This window comes from Erythrobacter sp. NAP1 (genome assembly GCF_000152865.1).
GTDB lineage: Bacteria > Pseudomonadota > Alphaproteobacteria > Sphingomonadales > Sphingomonadaceae > Erythrobacter.
This window is the reverse complement of sequence record NZ_CH672390.1, coordinates 2,680,284-2,699,217: the sequence shown is the minus strand read 5'-3', so window position 1 is coordinate 2,699,217 and position 18,934 is coordinate 2,680,284. Positions and strand designations below refer to the sequence as shown.

Genomic DNA, 18,934 nt, shown 5'->3' with positions numbered 1-18,934 from the left:
TTCCTGCATCCACCATGGTTTTGCGGCGTCGGGTCGAGCGATCGTTGCGCGATGGCAATATGGTTCGCGTGGATCGCACGTGGGCAGTCACTTTCAAGCGTCAGGACCAGGCCATTTCAATAGACGGGGCACAGATTGGCGCTCGCGTCGATGCGCCCCCATCGCTCGCCCAACTCGCAAAGGTCGAAGAAGCACGCTCTACAGATGATATGTGGCCGATGCTCGTGTCGCAGGACGGCATACTGGTTGCGTCGGGCGGGCGGATAAGTGACGAGGATCTCGCATCGGCCATCGCCATTGCCAAGGACATGATGGCCAAGCGAAGGGACGGCGCGCAACCGAGTCAGGCCGAGGTGCAATATCTCGCAGATTTGCAGAGAGCGGGGTCAACGCTCCTCGATCGTTTGCCGGAAGACCTGTTCTACCCGCGATTGGGCCCAGTCCGTGCTAGTCGACAGATGACATTGCCCGACGGAATGATTGGAGAGTTTGAGGTTCGCTATGAGGGGGTTGCTGATCCTCAGGGAGGGTGGCTGTCGCAAGCCGAGCGCAGCGTAACCTCTCGTATCGGTCACAGCGAGCAAACAGCGCGCGAGACGTGGCGGATGCAAGCCGAATAAGCTGCCGACGATCTGTTTGAATAGCTCATCAAAGGCCTAGAGGTATTATTTTACCTCCCCCGAAACCCCCGGTTTTGGTTGACTTCCGCCCAGTTTGGCGACAAATGCGCGCCTCCTAGCTGTGAGGGCAGATGTCCAAGCCAGCGATTCGCTCGACCGAGGCCGAACCAGTCGGCCGGCAGTCGGTGAGGAACAGATTACCGCAATCCCTTTGATTGAAGGACAAACGAGCCATGAAGGCGCTTAGCAAACAGACCCAGTCGGTGAAGCCGGCAGAGGTCGAGAAGAAATGGCACCTGATCGATGCCGACGGCCTTGTGGTCGGTCGCCTTGCCTCGATCATCGCCAACCACCTGCGCGGCAAGCACAAGCCGAGCTACACCCCGCACGTCGATTGCGGCGATCACGTGATCGTCATCAATGTCGACAAGGTGAAGTTCACCGGCAAGAAAGCCACCGACAAGGTTTACTACAAGCACACCGGCCACCCCGGCGGCATCAAGGAAACAACTCCGGCCAAGGTGCTCGAAGGTCGCTTCCCCGAGCGCGTGCTTGAGAAGGCTGTTGAGCGCATGATTCCGCGTGGCCCCCTCGGTCGTGCGCAGATGAAGGCGCTGCACCTCTACACCGGCACCGAGCATCCGCATGACGGCAGAGCCGGCGTGCTCGACGTCGCTCGATGACGCAGACAGGTCACGCATAATGCTGACGAGACACACGTTTCCGATCTTCGATCTCAGACATCGCGCGACGCACTGCTGCGGACGCTGCTGAAATCGCTCAGAACCCGGCTGCGCCGCTTCGCGAGCAGGAGCTCGACTCACAGGGCCGCGCCTACGCGACCGGTCGTCGTAAGGACGCCACGGCCCGCGTATGGCTCAAGCCCGGCACCGGCAAGATCACCGTCAATGGCAAGGACCAGGAAGTTTACTTCGCACGTCCGACCCTGCGTCTGATCATCAACCAGCCGTTCGGCATCACCGAACGCACCGGTCAGTACGACGTCGTCGCCACCGTCAAGGGCGGCGGTCTGTCGGGCCAGGCTGGCGCCGTAAAGCACGGTATCAGCCAGGCTCTCACCAAGTACGAGCCGGAGCTTCGCAGCACCGTCAAGGCAGCTGGCTTCCTGACCCGCGACAGCCGCGTGGTCGAGCGTAAGAAGTACGGCCGCGCCAAGGCACGCCGCAGCTTCCAGTTCTCGAAGCGCTAATCGCTCGCGAACAGATCAGCTTACGAAAAAGGGCGGCTTCTCTTCGAGAGGCCGCCCTTTTTCTTTGCCGTCCGGGTATCGTCAGCGCTGGATTATAAGCAGGGCCCAGAACAAGCCTGTGCCTCCAAGGAACATCGGCCAAGACCAGTATACCTTGAAATCAGCAATATCGAGCGCGTGGATGGCGAGCGCGCCCCCACTTGATCCCTGCGTGCCTACAACCACCGCGATGCAACAGGTGATCAGCGCGCCAAATCCCATAGCTTTCAGCAGGTCCATTCCACGACCTCCCCGTCTTCGCCCTTGCCTTGCACCAAACCTGCAGCCTGAGTTGAGGACCGGCTGCAAGCTTTGATGCTCATACGACTATCACCAACAAAGTCTTAAAGCGGAGCCGCTAAAAAAGGTTAAATCATGTGCCTGCTATCTTACGATCAGGTCGCGGCAAGTTCACGCAACTCCACCTGCATCTCTTCGCCGCGGCGACAATTAAGGACGCGGTAGGATGGCGGCGCTCCGTGGCGTAAGCGGGTTGAAAGAGTTCCTGCTCCGATCATCCGCATGGAAGCGCCCGCCATTTCGCGGGTTTCATCGAACGGGCGATGGACATGACCTGTCATGATCGCATCGGCCCCCGCAGACGCCAGTGCCGCAAAAGCCCTATCGCCTCCGATCGTCGGATTGCCCGCATCCTCCTTTGGGCCAAGCAGAGGGTGATGGGCGGTCACGATCACATGGCGCGGATCGCCGCTTAGCTTCCTAAGCTCTGCAAGCGTCCTTTCGAGCGACCGCTTCGTCACGATCCCGTCAGACCATGGAAAGCGCGGCTGGGCACGCACAGTGGACTTCAGGGAGACAAGTACGACGTCGTCGTTTTCGAAGCGGCTGCCCACCTCAGAATCAAGCCTGCGGAAGCGGCGGTAAGGATCCGAGAACCGCTCGAGCAAATTGTAGTAAGGCATGTCGTGGTTCCCGGGCTCGAGAACCACCGGCACTCCCAGACCCGCAAACCATTCAGCGGCAGCTGCATATTCCGAGTGCTTCGCTCGCTGAGTGACATCTCCGGTGCAGACCAGTGCATCGGGCCGTTCATCACGTATTGCTTTTGCGACGTGCTCCAGAGCTTCGCGGTTTTCGACCCCGAAGTGAACATCGCTGACATGGAACAGGCGTGTGGTCATAGTGAGATAGGCTCAAGCGCGATTGCAGGAGGCTTGCAACCGCTATTTCAAATGCGCCCGCTGAGGATCAGCCAAGCAGACACGGCATTAAGCGCGCTGTATGCGCCATACGCCCAAGCAAAGCCTTGCCACCCATTTGCGACAAGCAACATTGCGGCGAGAAGAACAAGGAACTCAGCCAGCAATGTCAGGCGTCCGCCAAGCGCTTGAACAAAAGACGGCATCTGTCCCAGCAATCGGTGACCGCTTGAAAGAACAGCGCTGTGAAGAGCGAAGTTCACGATACCGAGCATGAAAATGGCGATCAAAGCGGCAATCACACATGACAGTATGGCGTAAACGTCCGTCGGTTTGAAGGTGCCGTTGATCGGCAATACTCTGACATTCGTAATTCTGGCTGCTGCCAATCGAAATGGATCGACGGGTTGGTCGAGTCTGAAATGACTGGCCGGGCCACCCTCGGTATTTCTTCAATCACGGCAAACGGATGGCATCCCCGGTTCGAACTCCCCGATCGAACTCCATCCCTTTGTCAGGAGGAGAAATGAAATGAAGACTCTTGCAATCGCGACGGCCGCCCTGGGCCTCGCTTTCACCGCATCACCGGCTCTGGCTGGGAGCAACGAATACCAATCCATGGATGTCAGCTATGCTGGCCTCGACCTTTCGACCATTGAAGGCCAACGCCTGCTCGAACAGCGCGTTGAAATCGCTGCTCGCAAGGTGTGCGGCTACGATGACCGCCAGGTGGGCACGCTGATCCGCTCGAAGGATGTGCGCGACTGCGTCGCCAACGCTCGCGCCAGCGCCCGCCAGGACGTCGCCACCATCCTTCAAGAACGTCAACGCGGCGGCTGAACCGCGTTCACGACCTGCACTTCCTCGCAAGTGCAGACATTGCGGCTCGAACCCTACTCAGTCCCGGGGTTCGGGCCGCTTCTTTTTGTGGTGGGTTTTGACCGAGCAGTGACTGGCTCGAGCCAGGAGGCCTAGCGCCCGGCCATGGCCTTCACCTTGGAAAGGTATGTGCGTCCGATCCGCAGCGCCTCACCATTTTGAAGTTCGGCTGACCAAACACCCAGCCCGTCGTGGCGCAGGCCGCGAATATTGTCGCGGCGCAGGATGGTGGAGCGGTGGATGCGGATGAACTGCTCTGGATCGAGCCTCGCTTCCAGTCCGGCAATCGTCTGCAAGAGCAAGTAGGAGCGGCTCGGTTCGCCATTTTCTGACGGTTCACCGACATGCAGACGAACATAGTCGCGCTCGGCATCGATCTGGTGAACTTCGCTGACCGCAATGCGAAGCAATTCGCTGCGATGAGGGACCCAAAGTTCGTCCAGCCACTTGCTTTGCGGTTCCTTGCGTTCGCCGCGGCGCGCAACGGCGCGTTCTATCGCGCGTTCGAGTCGGTCGGCAGAAACGGGTTTGAGAACGTAGTCGATCGCCTCAAGATCAAAAGCTTCAACCGCGAAATGGTCGTGGGCTGTGACAAAGATCACGGCAGGCGGTTCTCCGTCGCTTTCCGCAAATTTGCGGGCAACGCCAAGACCGTCGAGTTCAGGCATGGTCATGTCGAGCAGGACCAAATCCGGCTCAAGCTTTTCGGCAAGCCGCAGGGCGGCAGCACCATCGCTTGCCGTGCCGACGACATTGATGGCGGGAAGCTCCGCGCAAATCACCTGAATGCGCTCAACCGCGAGTGGCTCATCATCAACGATCATCGTCCGAAGAGCCTGGGTTTTGGTGTCTGTTTCGCTCATGTCAGCCCCTCCCTATATGGATCAATTGCCGCGTCGGCGGGTGCTTGCCGGACGCGACAGGGGAATTCGCATTTCTGTCTTATAGCCGCCGGGGATCGGTGCTGAGGTGAAAGCAATGTCCGAACCGAAGCGCGCTTCGAGGCGTTCGCCCACATTGGCAAGTCCGATCCCAAAACCGTGCGGTGAGCCTTCCGGCACGCCTGGCCCATCATCTGTGACAGTTACGACGAGCCGGTCGAATTCCTCGCGCGCTGAAACCGTAATCGTGACCGGACGGGTTACAGCCGAAACCGCGTACTTGACCGAGTTCTCCACCAAGGGCTGCAAGATCATGCCCGGAACCCGGGCTTCTTCCAGATCTTCCGGAAGATCGAACTTGGGGATGAGGCGCTCTGGGAAGCGCACAGCCTCGATGTCGAGGTAGAGCTTCTGCAGATCGAATTCGTCCCTGAGCGCGACATCGCTCGTCGGCTCGTCGGCCAGAGAATGGCGATAAAAGCGGCTGATGGTCTGGATCATCCGCTCCGCGCGTTCGGCCTTACCCGTCATGACGAGCGCAGAAAGCGAATTCAGCGTGTTGAACAGGAAATGCGGATTGACCTGATAGCGAAGCGAACGAAGTTCAGCCGCCTTTGCAGCGGATCGGAATTCCTGTTCACGCCGTTCGGCGGCGCGAGCCTGGTAGCCCGCTAGCAGGGCAAAGTAGGTCGATGCCCAGGCCAGCAGCAGAAAATATCGCCCGATCGCAATCTGGAATACGGCTTGCCAGGTTTCATCGCGCGCTTCGGCTGGAGCGATTATGAGTGATTCTGAAACCTTGTAACCGCCCGATCCATCCGGCGCGGGTGCCTTGATCGCGACGCCTGCAGGCAAATCATAGAGCAGGTTTCCTTCATCATCGAAACGGAAGCCCCGCTCCTCAGCATAGCGTTGCTCCAGTTCCTTCTGGATGTCTGCGAAAACATACTGGTTGATATGGCCGGTCGCTGTCGCAACGGGGATCGCAAACAAGCTGGCCGCCCCGATCTTGACCCACAGGGCCTGTCGATCAACCAGCCTGAGCATGCCCCACAGCACAATGGTGAGGCCGATGCCGGCGATTGTCACCGCCGCACGGCGCATCAGCATCTCGGACTGGAAGTCCATGTCCAGAATGTAACTGCGCGCGCTGATGAGGACGAAATAGGTCCCCCACAGCAGCACCATCGACAGCAAAACCGTGCGGAACGGTACGCTTACTGGCGCCTTCTTTGCAGGCGCTTTGGGTGGTGAGCTCATTTCCATAGTCTTGGCTGCCAGATAGCGCCTATTGCTCCGCAGCGCCAACCGGTCGTCGGCCTGGATGATCGCTTGGTCGATGGAAATCGACGCCGAACGACCAATCTCAGGCTGACTTAGCCCGGTAATCCAAGACTCAGTCGCGCGGCTTGATCATGTCTGCCGGGACTACCCATTGCGCAAATTGTTCTTCGGTGAGCAGGTCAAGCTCGAGCGCGGCTTCTTTCAACGTTGTCCCGTCTGCATGGGCCTTCTTCGCAATTTTCGCCGCATTGTCGTAGCCAATATGCGGATTGAGCGCGGTGACGAGCATCAGGCTTTCGTTCATCAGCTGGTCGATCCGGCCACGGTTCGCCTCGATTCCGACGACACAATTGTTCGTGAAGCTGATCGACGCATCGCTCAGCAAGCGGATCGATTGCAGCACATTGTAGATCATCACTGGCTTGAACACGTTGAGCTCGAGATGGCCGTGCGAGCCGGCCACACTGACTGTAGTGTTGTTGCCCATGACCTGCGCGCACACCATGGTCAGCGCTTCACACTGGGTCGGATTGACCTTGCCCGGCATGATCGATGAGCCTGGCTCATTCGCCGGGAGCGCAATCTCGCCAAGACCCGAACGCGGGCCAGAGCCGAGCAGTCGGATATCGTTCGCGATCTTCATCAGGCTGACCGCGATAGTGTTGAGCGCTCCTGAGAGCTCGACAAGAGCGTCATGCGCAGCGAGCGCTTCGAACTTGTTTGGAGCGGTGACAAAGGCATGCCCGGTTGTGTTGGCGACATGTTCGGCGAATTTTTCAGCAAATCCGGCCTTCGAATTGATGCCTGTGCCGACTGCCGTGCCGCCTTGAGCGAGTTCAAGAACTCGCGGGAGCGCGCTCTTGAGACGGGCGATGCCGTATTCGACCTGCTTCGCGTAGCCCGAAAACTCCTGACCCAGCGTCAGCGGCGTTGCGTCCTGCAGGTGCGTGCGGCCAATCTTGACGATGTCGCCAAAGGCATCGGCCTTGTCATCCAATGCGCCGTGGAGGTGCGATAGGGCCGGGATGAGGGTGTCGATTGTCTCGCTCGCTGCAGCAATATGCATCGCAGTCGGGAAAGTGTCGTTCGAGCTCTGACCCATATTGCAGTGGTCATTGGGGTGCACCGGTTCCTTACCCCCGTGCTGGCCGGTGAGAATCTGGTTGGCGCGGCTCGCAATCACTTCGTTGGCATTCATGTTCGACTGTGTGCCCGAACCAGTCTGCCAGACGCTGAGCGGGAACTGGTCGGCGAGCGTTCCATCGATCACTTCGCTCGCTGCCTGCACGATGGCTTCGCCCAGTTTCGAATCCAGGACGCCAAGATCCATGTTGGCCTTCGCCGCAGATTGCTTCTGGATACCTAGCGCCTTGATCAACGGTGCGGGCATCGTCTCAGTGCCGATCGCGAAGTTTGCAAGGCTGCGCTGGCTCTGGGCACCCCAGTGGGCGTCCACCGGGCAAGCCACATCGCCTAGCGAGTCGGCTTCGATGCGAACCTCCCCCGTTGCACCAAAAATGGATCCGTCGTTGTGGACGACTTTCGCCCCACCCTCGTTGGTCATGTCACTCATCGAAGCCCTCCTTATTTCGGTCGATCCGGCACGCCCTGTCTCTTGGCCGGTTTGATTGCGGCGTTCATATGCCGCCCCAGTGCATGAGGTCAAAGAGAAGCTGACCAATTGGAGCGCCTTAATTCGTTGTCACAATTTTGGCGCAAGTATCTTGGAAGTCCGAGCGCCGATGGCTAGGAAGGGTTGACGAACTGTATTGCGGTACTAATACAGCTCAACGGAGTAGTTATGAGCAACCAGACCATCTCGCACGATACCTTTGCTGCTCGCAAAGCGATGATCGACAGCCAGCTTCGCACCAGTGGCGTGAATGAGGAATTCGTCCTTGCCCGCATGCAGAGCGTTGCTCGCGAGGAATATCTTCCGCAGGACAAGGCCGCGATTGCCTATATCGATCGTTCTATCGCGCTCGATGAAGGTCACCTCGCGTCGCCGCTCTTCTACGGCAAGCTGCTGCTTGAGGCAGCACCCAAGCCCTCCGATCGCGTTCTGGTCGTTGAAGGTGGCACAGAATATCTCACCGATCTTATCCGTCCATTGGTGACCGATCTCGAAACCGTTTCCGCAAAGGACGCCGCTGAAGGCAAGCTTCCCGAAGGCACCTTCACGCTGATCCTTGTCGATGGCGCCATCGAAGCGTTGCCGGACGCGATCGCTGATGTGGTCGAAGAAAACGGCCTGATCGTCTCCGGCCTTGTGCTGCGCAAGGTGACCCGCCTCGCGTCGGGCCGCAAGGTTGCAGGCCAGGTGTCGCTTTCCGTGGTGGAAGATCTCGGCATTCCTGTTCTTTCCGCATTCAACAGACCCAAGAGTTGGACCTTTTCGTGACGCACACTTCCCGCCTGTTGACCACTGCTGCCGGGATCGGCGCTCTGACACTGGCGGGAACGGCAGTCCCGGCGCAGGCCGAGACGCTGCGCGATGCGCTCGTCGCGGTCTACAATACGAACCCGACTCTCGAAGCCGCGCGGGCGAACCAGCGCGCGACCGATGAAGGCGTGCCGATTGCTCGCGGGCCTGGTCTGCCCAGCGTCAATGTTACCGCTACCCATATCGAGTTCCTGCGCCAGTCGGGCAACTCGTTCACCGCGCCGGAGCGCAACCTCGGCGTTAACACCCAGTTGCAGGTCCCAATCTATTCGGGCGGCTCGATCAGAAACGGGATCAAGGCGGCAAGGGAACGCGTGGCTGCGGGTCAGGCGGATCTGCGCGGGACCGAAAGCTCGGTTTTCAGCCAGACTGTCGCTGCATACATGGACGTCCTTCGCACCGAGGCGCTAGCCCAGCTTGCTGCGAACCAGGTCGAGGTTCTTGAAGTCACCTTTCAGTCGACGAGTGACCGGTTCGAGATCGGCGACCTCACCCGAACGGATGTAGCGCAGGCGCAGTCCCGCCTCGCTGTTGCACAAGGCGACCTGCGGACCGCTTACGCAAACCTCGTGACCGCGCGCGAAACCTACATCCAGCTCGTCGGACGCGCTCCGATGGGACTTGAAGCCCCTCCCCCGCTACCTGGACTACCCGGTAATGTGGGAGATGCAGTAGTCACCGCGCTTGAGAACAATCCTGACCTTATCGCAGCGAAAGAAAACGCCGAGGCGGCAGGGTACGACACCGAGGTTGCCGGTGCCGGTCGCCTTCCGACCGTCGGGTTCTTCGCGAATTACGACTACAGCGATTTCTTCGGCACCTTGGGCGGTCCTGTTTCGGCAAACTTTCTTCAGCGGGAAACGACAGCCAATGCGGGTGTGCGCGTGACCATCCCGATCTTCCAGGGCGGTCTCCCAGCCGCGCGTCAGCGCCAGGCAGGTGCGCGCGAAAGCGCAGCGCTTGAGCAATTGATCGCAACCGAGCGCAGCATCATCCAGCAGACCCGTGCCGCCTATGCGAGTTGGGAGGCGTCGAACGCAGTCATCGAAAGCTCGCGCGCAGCGGTAGAAGCAGCCGAGGTAAGCCTTGAAGGCGTGCGCGCTGAAAACTCGATCGGCAATCGGACGATCATCGATGTCCTCAACGCCGAGCAGGAATTGCTCTCGGCACGCGCCCAGCTCGTGACTGCTCGGCGCAACGCATACGTTGCCGGATTCACGCTTCTTGCTGCCATGGGCAAAGCCGAGGCGCGCGATCTGAATCTCGACACTGGCGGCCCGCTCTACGATCCTGAAGTGAACTACGAACGTGTTCGCGGACGTTTCTGGGACTGGGATCGTGATCCCGAACCCGCGCCGAATTCGACGAGAACCGTTGACATAGAGGCAGCGGACGCATTCATTGGCCCCGTTCTCAATCCGGACGAATGACACTAAAGTAGTGATTCGAATGGTTAACGCGCGTTTGCGAAGGATTTGTCGTGGCGAATGATGGTGGCGCTTCGGATACCGGGGCATCGGTTGAAGAAATTCTCGAATCGATCAAGAAAGTGATGGATCGCGACAGCCGCGAAGCCGCATTCAAGACGCGGGCACGCGCTACGCCAAAGACCGAAGAAGCGCGCGAAGAATCCGAGCCCGAGGAAGAAGTGCTCGACCTCGCGGAGATGGAACTTGACGAGGTTGTCGAGGTCGAAGGCGAGGATGCAAGCGAACCGCTCATCACCGAGGCCGTTCGCGGCGCCATGCAGGAAAACCTTGCGGCGCTTGCGATGCTGTCAGAGCCACCCGCCAAGCCGCAGATTGTTCGATCGGGCGAAACCTCGCTGGAGGGACTGACGCGCGAGTTGCTTCGACCGATGCTAGCCGAATGGCTGGATCAGAACCTGCCGGGAATGGTCGAGAAGATGGTCCAGGCCGAGATCGCGCGGATCGCTGGCAAGCGTAGCTGATTCCTCACACGGGACTTTCGCTGGAATATCTGAGCGAGGCACGTTAACTCCCCTTTATGGGATGGAAGCTTCTGACAGGAGCCGCCTTCACGGCTCTGGCATCGTTTGGCTCAGCCCCTCTGCTTGCAGAGGATCATGGCGAGTCGGTTTCTCACAAAGCTATCGAAGGCGTCAGCAAGACGCCCATGTCCGCTCGCGATCTTGTGACGATGCCGCGGTTAGGCGGTCCCACTGCGACGAGCGACGGTCGATACGCTGTCTATTCGGTTACGATCACCGACCCTGACACTCTCAAGCGAACGCCGCGCCATTTCATTATTGATCTAACTCAGCCGGGAAGCGAGCCAATCTCTTTCGATCTCGGGATCTCGGGTTATGGTCTAACATTTGGTCCCGATGATTTTCTTTATTTTCTGAGCGCAGACAACACGGACGAAGAGGCTGAGGATCGCGTTCGCGTGTGGAGAGTTGCGCTTGAGGCAAACGGCAATGTCACAGGCCCCATGCCTGTCGCTGATATCGAGGGTACGGACATTGGCGGCTTCAAGCTTGCCCCGACAGGCGATGCGATTGCGCTCTGGGCCGAGATAGATCGCGATTGCGAGCAACTTGAATGCGAAAGTAATGAAGGAGCGACAGGCAGCGGTCGGCTCTACGATGGAAATAATGGTTTCTATCGCCACTGGGATACCTGGACGCGGCCGGGCCACTTCAACCGTGTTTTCGTATTCAGCTTGGAGAACGGCAAAGTTACCGGCGACGGCACGCCATTGGACGGCGGCAGCGCCGACAACGCACTGGTTGGCAATACTCCGACGAAGCCATTTGGCGGCAGCGGAGATATTGCCTGGGCACCGGATGGGTCGGGCGTCTATTTCGTCGCTCGCCGAGCGGGCGCAGAGGAGCCGACCTCCACCGATCTCGACATTTACTGGTCTGACCTGTCGGGAAGTGCACCGGTCGAGCTGACATCAGCCAATCCCGCGCATGATTCCTCACCTGCACCGTCGCCCGATGGGTCAACGCTCGCTTATCTCGCCATGGCGCGCCCCGGTTACGAATCAGACCGCATGGTGGTGCACCTTCGCGATCTTCAATCAGGGGAGACCCGCGCTCTTACACAGAACACTGACCTGTCATTCGGCAGCCTCAGCTGGAGCGCAGACGGGTCATACCTGCTGGCTACCGCTGCGGACGTCTTGGATACGCCGGCATTTCGTATCAATCCCATGAGCGGCGAGGTTACCGAGCTCAACCTTATCGCCGGAAACGAAGCTCATATCGGCAGTTTGAGACCATTGCCGGGCGATAGGATGCTCTTCACGCGCGATTCGATCGGTGTGCCCAATGAGCTTTACCTTGCAGTAGGGAGCAGCGAAGCGCGCCCACTGACTGATGCGGTCACGACGCGGATGGGAGAGTTCGCCTCGACCGTGACCACCCGCTTCAGTTTCACAGGCGCCAACGGAGATACAGTCCGGGGCCAGATCACAAGGCTGGAGGAACAGGAAGGTCCGATCCCTGCGATCCTTTACATTCATGGCGGCCCGCAAGGCTCTTTCAGCGACGGCTGGTCATCACGCTGGAATCCCCGTGTGGTCGCGAGCCAAGGCTACGCTGTGATCTCGGTCGATTTCCATGGGTCGGCCGGATACGGGCAGGAATTCATGGACTCGATCAACCGCGATTGGGGCGGCAAGCCGCTGGAAGACCTCCAGAAAGGTCTGGCCGCTGCGCTTGAGCTAGATCCCCAGATTGACGGCTCACGCGCCTGCGCGATGGGAGCAAGTTACGGCGGATACATGGTCAACTGGATCGCCGGGCGCTGGCCTGAGCGTTTCGATTGCCTTGTCCAGCACGATGGGCTGTTCGACTTGCGCAGCTTCTACTATTCGACCGAGGAATTGTGGTTCCCGCGCTGGGATTTCGGCGGCTCCTACAGCGAAGCGCGCGAGACTTATGAACGCTGGAACCCCGTCAATCACGTAGACAACTGGCAGACGCCCATGCTTGTCATCACGGGCGAGCTGGATTTCCGCGTTCCATACACTCAGGGAATTCAAAGCTTCACCGCCTTGCAAGAGCGCGGAATTCCTTCGCAATTGCTCGTATTTCCCGACGAGAACCACTGGGTCCTAGGCGCGAGAAACTCGCTACAGTGGCATGAGACGGTGTTTGCCTGGCTCAATCGCTGGCTGAACAAAGAAGATGATACCGAATGAGTGAGATTGACCGGCTTGCAGCCGAAACGGCGCTGGCCAAGAAATACGGTTCGAACGACGAGAACCGGATTGAGCGACAGATCTTCCTGTGTGCGCTTTCGGAAAAGCAAAAATGCTGCTCACGAGAAGAGGGTGAAGTCGCTTGGCAGCACCTCAAAGACACGCTCAAGAACCGTGGTCTGGTGGGGCCTAAGAGGACACAGGGGCACCCAAAGGGGCCCGGTGGCATTCAAAGGACGAAGGCTGATTGCCTTCAGATCTGCTCGCACGGACCGATCGCGGTCGTATGGCCTGATGGCGTCTGGTATCATTCTTGCCGTCCAGAAGTGCTTGACCGGATTGTCGATGAGCATCTCATTGGCGGGCAACCTGTCGAAGAATTCCGACTGAAGGCTCCGGGGGCGTCCTAGTCGTTGTCCTTCGGGGACCAGAACTCATCTTTGCCCGGCAACCGATTGTCGACCGATTCGTCGTGGCCGGTTCCGTTTGACAGAAACACGAGACCCATCAAGCCTCCGCCGAGCAGCATGGTGAAGCTGATCCCCAACGCGACCGCGATGTAGAAGTGAACCGACACCATGCCGTTGAATGCGTAGAGAATCCCAATCGCGAGCAAAACCGTCGCAATCGTCACGCCGAGCAGCACTTTCATGATGCTGCGATAGCGCGCCCATGCGTGGGCGGCGTTCTCGGGGTCGTCGAGGGGGGATTTCTTGACCATCGGTGTCACATGCGGCTCGCGTCGTTACATTGCAATGCGAAAGCTACGGACCGAGCGGCAAAGTGGAGGCAATGCGGGCTAAATCCACGCCAGACTCGCCTTTTGGCTGCATTGGTGGCATTTTCGTTGAGGTAGAGAGGAGCACCCCAATGACTATCTCCAAAATTATAGGGGACCGGGACGCAACCGACATCATCTCCTGCGAAGTCACAACACCTGTTGCCGAGGCAGTGAGTCTGCTGGCCGGCAAGCGGATCGGTGCCCTACCCGTCATGCGGGACGGCAAAATCGCTGGGATCATTTCGGAGCGCGACGTTGTCTATCGCCTCGCCGAAAGCGGCCATGATGCGCTCGACATGACCGTTGGCGACATCATGACATCGCCCGCCGTCACGGTTGAGCCCACGACATTGATCGATGACGCGCTCGCGCTGATGACGAAGCGGCGCTTCCGTCACTTCCCTGTGGTCGACAACGACAAACTTGTCGCGTTCATCTCAATCGGTGATCTGGTGAAACACAAGATTGACGAGGTCGAGCATGAGGCTGCGGCGCTGCGCGACTATATTCAGCACGCCTAACAGCACCGCACAGACTTGTGATTCAATCTGACGCCCCTAAATCGCACTAATGAGCCAAACACTCACACTGACCCCTGCCGCGGCCAAGCGCGTTGCCTGGATTGCCGAAAAGCAGACCAAGCCAGCAATCCTTCGCCTGTCGGTAGAGGGAGGGGGCTGTTCTGGCTTTCAGTACAAGTTCGACCTCGCCGATGGTGCCGACAGCGATGATGCGGTGAGCGAAACCGACGGCGTGAAGCTGGTTGTCGATCCGGTCAGCCTCGACCTCGTCGACGGCAGCGTCGTCGATTTTGTCGAATCGCTGGGCGGTGCCGCTTTCCGCGTCGAAAATCCCAATGCTGCTGCCGGTTGTGGCTGCGGCTCGAGCTTCGGGATCTAGTCTCACCAAGCGATAGACGCGCTCGCCACTATCCGTCATGGATAGCGCCATGAAAATCGCGACCTACAACATCAACGGTATCAAGGCGCGCCTGCCGCGGCTCAAGGAATGGCTCGAGGAAACGCGGCCCGCAGTCGCTTGCCTTCAGGAAGTGAAAAGCCAGGACAAGGACTTCCCCGCCTCCGAATTCGAGGAACTTGGCTATCAGGCGATCTGGCATGGCCAGAAAGCCTTTAACGGCGTTGCGATCCTCGCGGATACCAAGGCGGGTTACTCGGCCAAGGAAGTCCAGCGCGGGCTCGGCATCGATGGGCCCAAGGAAGGTGAGGGTGAGCAGGCGCGTTATCTCGAAGTCGACGTTACGCGCGAAAGTTCAACCTGCCGGATTGTCTGCATTTATCTGCCCAACGGCAATCCGCAGCCTGGTCCGAAGTTCGACTACAAGCTCGCCTGGATGGAAAAGCTCCGCGGCCGAATGGCGCAAATCTGGGAAAGCGAGGTGCCTGCCGCAGTCCTTGGCGATTTCAACGTCATTCCCGAAGATGACGATGTATTCTCGGTGAAAGCGATGGCCTCGGATGCCCTCATGCAGCCGGAATCGCGCGCTGCGTACGCACGTCTCCTTGCCGACGGATGGACCGATGCTCTGCGCACCCACAATCCGCGTGGGGGGGTGTGGACTTACTGGGATTACCAGGCCGGTGCATGGCAACGCGATCATGGCTTTCGGATCGACCACATTCTTTTGTCACCCGAACTTGCCGATCGACTGGTGAGCGTAGGCGTCGATCGAGAGCATCGCGGGCGCGAAAAGGCGAGCGATCATGCGCCGACCTGGGCAAAACTGAACTTCTGATCTGACGCACAAAAAACCCCGCCGGTTAGGGCGGGGTCTCCTGTTTTCAGTGCGAACCAGGGCTCAGCGATAGAAGATGTGCGTATCGATCTGGGCGAGCCGAGTCTTGCGACGGCTCCAGCCTGGGCGAACGTAATTGGCGTGGAAGTAGACCGCGTCGGACGCTTTCGATTCCCACAGGCCTTCATGTGCGATCTTCGCGACGGCTTTTGCACGCTTCCAAGCATTGGAAGACTTGTTGATCTGCGGCATGCGGCCACCGCGAACGAAAGAGAACTGGGCTCGCTGGTAGACAACACCGCAATAACTCGCCGGCCATCGGCGATCTTCGGAGCGGTTGATCACGACTTGCGCGACGGCCAGCTGGCCATCAAGCGGCTCACCGCGCGATTCGAAATAGACGGCACCAGCAAGGCAGTGCATTTGCTCGGAAAGCTTGTCAGGCGTGGTGACCTTGCCAACGAGCTCACGGAGCGTAGAGGCCTGAAGTTCTGAATCAGCAATTTCGTCGGCGCTCGCGTCTTCGAGCGGCTGCACGACTTCTTCGGAAACGAAGACCGGCTGCTGGGGCACGATCTCGACGGTCTCTTGGACCGGCTGTGCAACGTCCATCTGGGACACTGCAGGTGCATCTTGGGCGGATGCGACAGCGCTATCTGCGCTGGAGAAACTCAAACTGGCAGCCGCTGCTACTGCGACCGCACTCAACGAGTACGTCTTATGACCCATCGGTTGTACTTTTTATGCGGTGAGCAAGCTCCGACGCAGGTGAGGACCATGACGATTTTTCGTCTTGAGAGGTAGGTCCTGGTTGTGCCTGCCGGCTGCCCCCCGTCTGCGTGCCAAGACAAGCGATCGAATTATCGCTCGAAAAGGCCTGCGCGTCTGGAAGCTCGCGGCCAAATAGTCACAACTGAAACTAAGTCAAGTTAACGAGGGAGAAGTTCGACGAACCGTTCTCCACCGTCGATATCCACCTCAATAATCCAGATGTCGGGGTCCTGGCTTTTTCGGCGGTCGAGATACTCTGAAAATTCCATCGGTTTTTCAGGATCTTGTGCTTTGGTTGAAATAAATGGCCGAGTGCCGTCGAGTTGCGGCATTCTTTCGAAAAGCGTGGCATCCTGCCCGCGATGCATGGTTACTATAAGGACAGTCCCTGCGTCTCGCTCCCCCTTGGCTAGCACCATGGCGCTGCCACCCTGCGATTCGACGAGACGGATCAGCCCCGCCACTTCGAGGTGAGTGGGCAGTCTTTCACTCATTGTGGGGTCGCACGCCTCAAGCCGAATAGCCGTCGAGGCTCGACAGCGCGATACGTGAGCGCATGAAAGTGCCGGTCCCGCGACCGATCTCATCGCCTTCTTGGTCGATCAGGCGACTTTCGGCAACGAACACCCGGCGCTTGCCGCTGACCCAGCGACCTTCTGCAATCACCTCGCCCACTCTCACCGGCTTGGTAAAATGAAGGTTGAAGCTGGTGGTGAGGAGAAATCGATCGGTAGCAAGCGTGTTCGCCGCATAGAACGCGGCATCGTCGAGCATCTTGAAATAGATTGTCCCGTGCGCAGCGCCTGCTGCGTGGTAGACATCTTCTGTGATCGAGAATGTCAGCCGCGAGAGCCCTTCACCCGAAATCTCGAGGCGAGAGGCAAACTTATCATTGATCGGAGCCGACGCATAGAGTCGCTCAAGCGCGCGGTAATGCTGGCTCGCGCCGTCTTCCATCTGGCCTGCGTCAGGCGGCATCGCGCAGAAGCTGATTGGTCAATAAGCCAAACAGGGCATCGGGATCAGGCGCTTCCGTCAGCGCGCTGAGCATCGTTTCGTCGCGCACCATGCGCGAAATCGCAGCAAGCGCGTGTAAGTGGGTTGCACCAGCGTTCTCAGGAGAAACGAGGCCGAACGCGAGGTTCACTGGAACAGCATCTGCCGCCTTGAAATCGACCGGCTGCTCCAGCTTCAGGATCGCCATTGTCGGACGATTGACCGACGCACTGCGGCAATGCGGGATAGCGACGCCTCGGCCAAAACCTGTGCTGCCAAGCGATTCACGCTGTTCGAGACCATCAAGAATATCCGCAGACTCTAGGCCGTAAGCCTTCATGTAGAGCTGCGAGAGCTGGTCCAGCACCTGCTGACTGGTTGTAAGGCGAGCGAAGCCAATAGCCTCAGGCTCGAATTTGATGTTCACGTCCATTGTGTTCACGAAATCCCGGTCACTTCAATCCGTGGGACCAAAGCTCATCATTCTCCAAACATGGCGCGAGACCGCACATGACGCGGCCGTTCTGCCAAGTTCAATGGGTTGGACCTCCCTCTCAATCCTCGTGATTACCTATTCGGTTTCACGTTATCGAGGTCCTAACGCGGCTCAACCCATCCGATCGAGCCATCTGCGCGGCGATAAACCATATTATGTCTACCAGTTCCAGCATTTTTGAAGAAGAGAGCCGGAGTATCGCGCAAATCCAGCATCATGACTGCATCGGCGACGCTCGATTCCGGGATATCAACGCTGGTTTCCGCAATAACGGGCGGCGCATCTGCGGGCGCCTCTTCTTCGGCTTCGTCTGCGGCAAATATCGTGTAGGCAGCTTCTTCTTCTGCCCGCACCTGCAGAGCGCGTTCGTGGCGATCCTTGAGCCGCCTTTTGTAGCGACGCAGTTGTTTCTCAATCTTGGCCGCCGCTTCGTCGAGCGCATGGTGAGCATCGTGCGCGCTGGCCTGCGATTTGAGGATCATGCCCTGCGTCACGTGCGTGACGATATCGCAGGAAAATGCTCCGGCAGGTGCCTTTCCGAAGGTCACATGCGAAGAAAGCGCTCGGTCGAAATACTTGTCGACGATACCCCCCAGCCGGTCCGAGGCATGCTCCTGGAGCGCTGCGCCGGTTTCAACCTGATGTCCTGAAATCCGGATATCCATCGTCACCACTCCTCCTATTGGATAGTCCTATCGAGCCCAGATCGCGTCCTTGATCCCCTCGACAAATTCGCGATGCCTGGCCAGTTCATTCTCGCTCGCCGCATGCGGCCTGGGTTCGCGAAACGGTTGGTCCGACCGCCTGCCGATGACGGTTTCGACCACCTTCTCTGCAGCAGCGTGTGGGTCTTCGACGGTGTCCGCGGCCAATTCGAGGCCGATTTGTCGGCCGCCTGTTAGTTCGACATAGACCTGCGCGAGCAATTCGGCGTCAAGCAGTGCGCCGTGCTTTACGCGGTGGCTGCGGTCGATCCCGTAGCGCGTGCAAAGCGCATCCAGCGATAGCTTCGCGCCAGGATGCTTCTTGCGAGCGATAGCTACGGTGTCGACCATCCGGTCCATCGCGATCGATTCGCGCCCGATGCGTTCTAGTTCTGCATTCAGGAAGCCGAAGTCGAACCCGGCATTGTGCGCCACTAGGGGTGCATCGCCGAGAAACTCCAGCAGCTCGTCAGCGGTTTCGGAAAACCTGGGCTTGGTTTCGAGGAACGAGATCGAAAGCCCATGAACCGCTTCTGCGGCAGATGGCATATCACGTTCCGGATTGTAGTAAGCGTGGTAGGACCGCCCGGTTTCGACCCGTCCGACCATTTCGACACATCCGATTTCTACCATTCGGTCCCCGGTTTTCGGATCGAGGCCGGTCGTTTCGGTGTCGAAAATCACTTCACGCATTTGAAGCGTTATTCACCCAAGCGGGCGGCATGGCAAGAGGGGAGGGTG

General features: G+C 58.8%; 25 protein-coding genes. 12 read left to right on the top strand and 13 right to left on the bottom strand.

Translation table 11 applies throughout. The features are described from left to right. Positions 1-59: 59 nt before the first annotated feature. The 3 genes from NAP1_RS12915 (at position 60) to rpsI (ending at position 1,830) form a co-directional block, all read left to right on the top strand. Positions 60-620, top strand: coding sequence for a hypothetical protein (locus NAP1_RS12915; protein ID WP_156777274.1), 561 nt, complete (start codon positions 60-62; stop codon positions 618-620). 233 nt (positions 621-853) lie between these two features. After that, positions 854-1,303, top strand: a complete 450-nt coding sequence (gene rplM, locus NAP1_RS12910) for a 50S ribosomal protein L13 (protein ID WP_007165757.1) — start codon at positions 854-856, stop codon at positions 1,301-1,303. A gap of 50 nt (positions 1,304-1,353) precedes the next feature. Beyond that, positions 1,354-1,830 (top strand): 30S ribosomal protein S9, encoded by a 477-nt coding sequence (gene rpsI, locus NAP1_RS12905; RefSeq protein WP_040465037.1) that lies wholly within the window; start codon positions 1,354-1,356, stop codon positions 1,828-1,830. 81 nt (positions 1,831-1,911) lie between these two features. Here rpsI and NAP1_RS12900 read toward each other — a convergent pair whose 3' ends face one another. The 3 genes from NAP1_RS12900 to NAP1_RS12890 form a co-directional block, all read right to left on the bottom strand. Then, positions 1,912-2,109, bottom strand: coding sequence for a hypothetical protein (locus NAP1_RS12900; RefSeq protein WP_007165754.1), 198 nt, complete (start codon positions 2,107-2,109; stop codon positions 1,912-1,914). Between the two features lie 155 nt (positions 2,110-2,264). Then, positions 2,265-3,011: a metallophosphoesterase gene (locus NAP1_RS12895; protein WP_007165753.1), complete on the bottom strand. Its 747-nt coding sequence runs from the start codon at positions 3,009-3,011 to the stop codon at positions 2,265-2,267. A 47-nt stretch (positions 3,012-3,058) separates the two neighbouring features. Beyond that, complete coding sequence (locus NAP1_RS12890; protein ID WP_007165752.1) at positions 3,059-3,385, bottom strand: hypothetical protein; 327 nt, start codon at positions 3,383-3,385, stop codon at positions 3,059-3,061. 175 nt (positions 3,386-3,560) lie between these two features. Between NAP1_RS12890 and NAP1_RS12885 the strand changes: the two genes are divergently transcribed. Then, positions 3,561-3,869: a UrcA family protein gene (locus NAP1_RS12885; RefSeq protein WP_007165751.1), complete on the top strand. Its 309-nt coding sequence runs from the start codon at positions 3,561-3,563 to the stop codon at positions 3,867-3,869. A 131-nt stretch (positions 3,870-4,000) separates the two neighbouring features. On the opposite strand, the gene NAP1_RS12880 is transcribed toward NAP1_RS12885, so the two are convergent. The 3 genes from NAP1_RS12880 to fumC all read right to left on the bottom strand — a co-directional run bounded on the left by NAP1_RS12880 (position 4,001) and on the right by fumC (position 7,637). Then, positions 4,001-4,771, bottom strand: coding sequence for a LytTR family DNA-binding domain-containing protein (locus NAP1_RS12880; protein ID WP_007165750.1), 771 nt, complete (start codon positions 4,769-4,771; stop codon positions 4,001-4,003). Between the two features lie 21 nt (positions 4,772-4,792). Then, positions 4,793-6,049 (bottom strand): sensor histidine kinase, encoded by a 1,257-nt coding sequence (locus tag NAP1_RS12875; protein WP_040465035.1) that lies wholly within the window; start codon positions 6,047-6,049, stop codon positions 4,793-4,795. Between the two features lie 136 nt (positions 6,050-6,185). Continuing rightward, the gene (gene fumC / locus NAP1_RS12870) at positions 6,186-7,637 is read right to left on the bottom strand and encodes a class II fumarate hydratase (RefSeq protein ID WP_007165748.1); all 1,452 of its coding nucleotides are present in this window, start codon (positions 7,635-7,637) and stop codon (positions 6,186-6,188) included. A 237-nt stretch (positions 7,638-7,874) separates the two neighbouring features. Here fumC and NAP1_RS12865 point away from each other — a divergent pair, with 237 nt between their 5' ends. From NAP1_RS12865 to NAP1_RS12845, 5 genes are all read left to right on the top strand, one after another. Next, positions 7,875-8,474, top strand: coding sequence for a protein-L-isoaspartate O-methyltransferase (locus tag NAP1_RS12865; RefSeq protein ID WP_007165747.1), 600 nt, complete (start codon positions 7,875-7,877; stop codon positions 8,472-8,474). Next, complete coding sequence (locus tag NAP1_RS12860) at positions 8,471-9,946, top strand: TolC family outer membrane protein (RefSeq protein ID WP_156777273.1); 1,476 nt, start codon at positions 8,471-8,473, stop codon at positions 9,944-9,946. Before NAP1_RS12865 ends, NAP1_RS12860 begins: the two co-directional genes overlap by 4 nt. Positions 9,947-9,996: 50 nt before the next feature. Beyond that, the gene (locus tag NAP1_RS12855; RefSeq protein WP_007165745.1) at positions 9,997-10,467 is read left to right on the top strand and encodes a DUF2497 domain-containing protein; all 471 of its coding nucleotides are present in this window, start codon (positions 9,997-9,999) and stop codon (positions 10,465-10,467) included. A 185-nt stretch (positions 10,468-10,652) separates the two neighbouring features. Continuing rightward, complete coding sequence (locus NAP1_RS12850) at positions 10,653-12,689, top strand: S9 family peptidase (protein WP_241761219.1); 2,037 nt, start codon at positions 10,653-10,655, stop codon at positions 12,687-12,689. Further along, positions 12,686-13,099 (top strand): ferredoxin, encoded by a 414-nt coding sequence (locus tag NAP1_RS12845; protein WP_007165743.1) that lies wholly within the window; start codon positions 12,686-12,688, stop codon positions 13,097-13,099. The genes NAP1_RS12850 and NAP1_RS12845 overlap by 4 nt, the downstream gene beginning before the upstream one ends. Here NAP1_RS12845 and NAP1_RS12840 read toward each other — a convergent pair. Further along, the gene (locus NAP1_RS12840; RefSeq protein WP_007165742.1) at positions 13,096-13,410 is read right to left on the bottom strand and encodes a hypothetical protein; all 315 of its coding nucleotides are present in this window, start codon (positions 13,408-13,410) and stop codon (positions 13,096-13,098) included. The two genes, NAP1_RS12845 and NAP1_RS12840, sit on opposite strands and share 4 nt — an antisense overlap. A gap of 149 nt (positions 13,411-13,559) precedes the next feature. On the opposite strand from NAP1_RS12840, the gene NAP1_RS12835 reads away from it, so the two are divergent. Genes NAP1_RS12835 through xth form a run of 3 tightly spaced genes read left to right on the top strand, consistent with a single transcriptional unit; the run spans position 13,560 to position 15,226 of the window. Beyond that, positions 13,560-13,991: a CBS domain-containing protein gene (locus NAP1_RS12835; protein WP_007165741.1), complete on the top strand. Its 432-nt coding sequence runs from the start codon at positions 13,560-13,562 to the stop codon at positions 13,989-13,991. Between the two features lie 49 nt (positions 13,992-14,040). After that, the gene (gene erpA / locus NAP1_RS12830; RefSeq protein WP_007165740.1) at positions 14,041-14,370 is read left to right on the top strand and encodes an iron-sulfur cluster insertion protein ErpA; all 330 of its coding nucleotides are present in this window, start codon (positions 14,041-14,043) and stop codon (positions 14,368-14,370) included. A 49-nt stretch (positions 14,371-14,419) separates the two neighbouring features. Further along, positions 14,420-15,226 carry an exodeoxyribonuclease III gene (xth, locus tag NAP1_RS12825; RefSeq protein ID WP_040465031.1) on the top strand — a complete coding sequence of 269 codons (807 nt, stop codon included), beginning with the start codon at positions 14,420-14,422 and terminating at the stop codon, positions 15,224-15,226. Positions 15,227-15,289: 63 nt separating this feature from the next. On the opposite strand, the gene NAP1_RS12820 is transcribed toward xth, so the two are convergent. The 6 genes from NAP1_RS12820 to dnaQ form a co-directional block, all read right to left on the bottom strand. Beyond that, positions 15,290-15,838: a cell wall hydrolase gene (locus tag NAP1_RS12820; protein WP_007165738.1), complete on the bottom strand. Its 549-nt coding sequence runs from the start codon at positions 15,836-15,838 to the stop codon at positions 15,290-15,292. A gap of 317 nt (positions 15,839-16,155) precedes the next feature. After that, positions 16,156-16,491 carry a DUF1491 family protein gene (locus NAP1_RS12815; RefSeq protein WP_007165737.1) on the bottom strand — a complete coding sequence of 112 codons (336 nt, stop codon included), beginning with the start codon at positions 16,489-16,491 and terminating at the stop codon, positions 16,156-16,158. A 16-nt stretch (positions 16,492-16,507) separates the two neighbouring features. Then, entirely contained in the window at positions 16,508-16,975 is a 468-nt protein-coding gene (locus NAP1_RS12810; protein WP_007165736.1) for a PaaI family thioesterase, read from the bottom strand. Next, on the bottom strand, positions 16,965-17,426 hold the full coding sequence (locus tag NAP1_RS12805; RefSeq protein WP_007165735.1) for a PTS sugar transporter subunit IIA: 462 nt from the start codon (positions 17,424-17,426) through the stop codon (positions 16,965-16,967). Before NAP1_RS12805 ends, NAP1_RS12810 begins: the two co-directional genes overlap by 11 nt. 164 nt (positions 17,427-17,590) lie before the next feature. Continuing rightward, entirely contained in the window at positions 17,591-18,154 is a 564-nt protein-coding gene (gene hpf, locus NAP1_RS12800) for a ribosome hibernation-promoting factor, HPF/YfiA family (RefSeq protein ID WP_007165734.1), read from the bottom strand. A gap of 27 nt (positions 18,155-18,181) precedes the next feature. Continuing rightward, on the bottom strand, positions 18,182-18,886 hold the full coding sequence (gene dnaQ, locus NAP1_RS12795) for a DNA polymerase III subunit epsilon (protein WP_007165733.1): 705 nt from the start codon (positions 18,884-18,886) through the stop codon (positions 18,182-18,184). Positions 18,887-18,934: the final 48 nt, after the last annotated feature.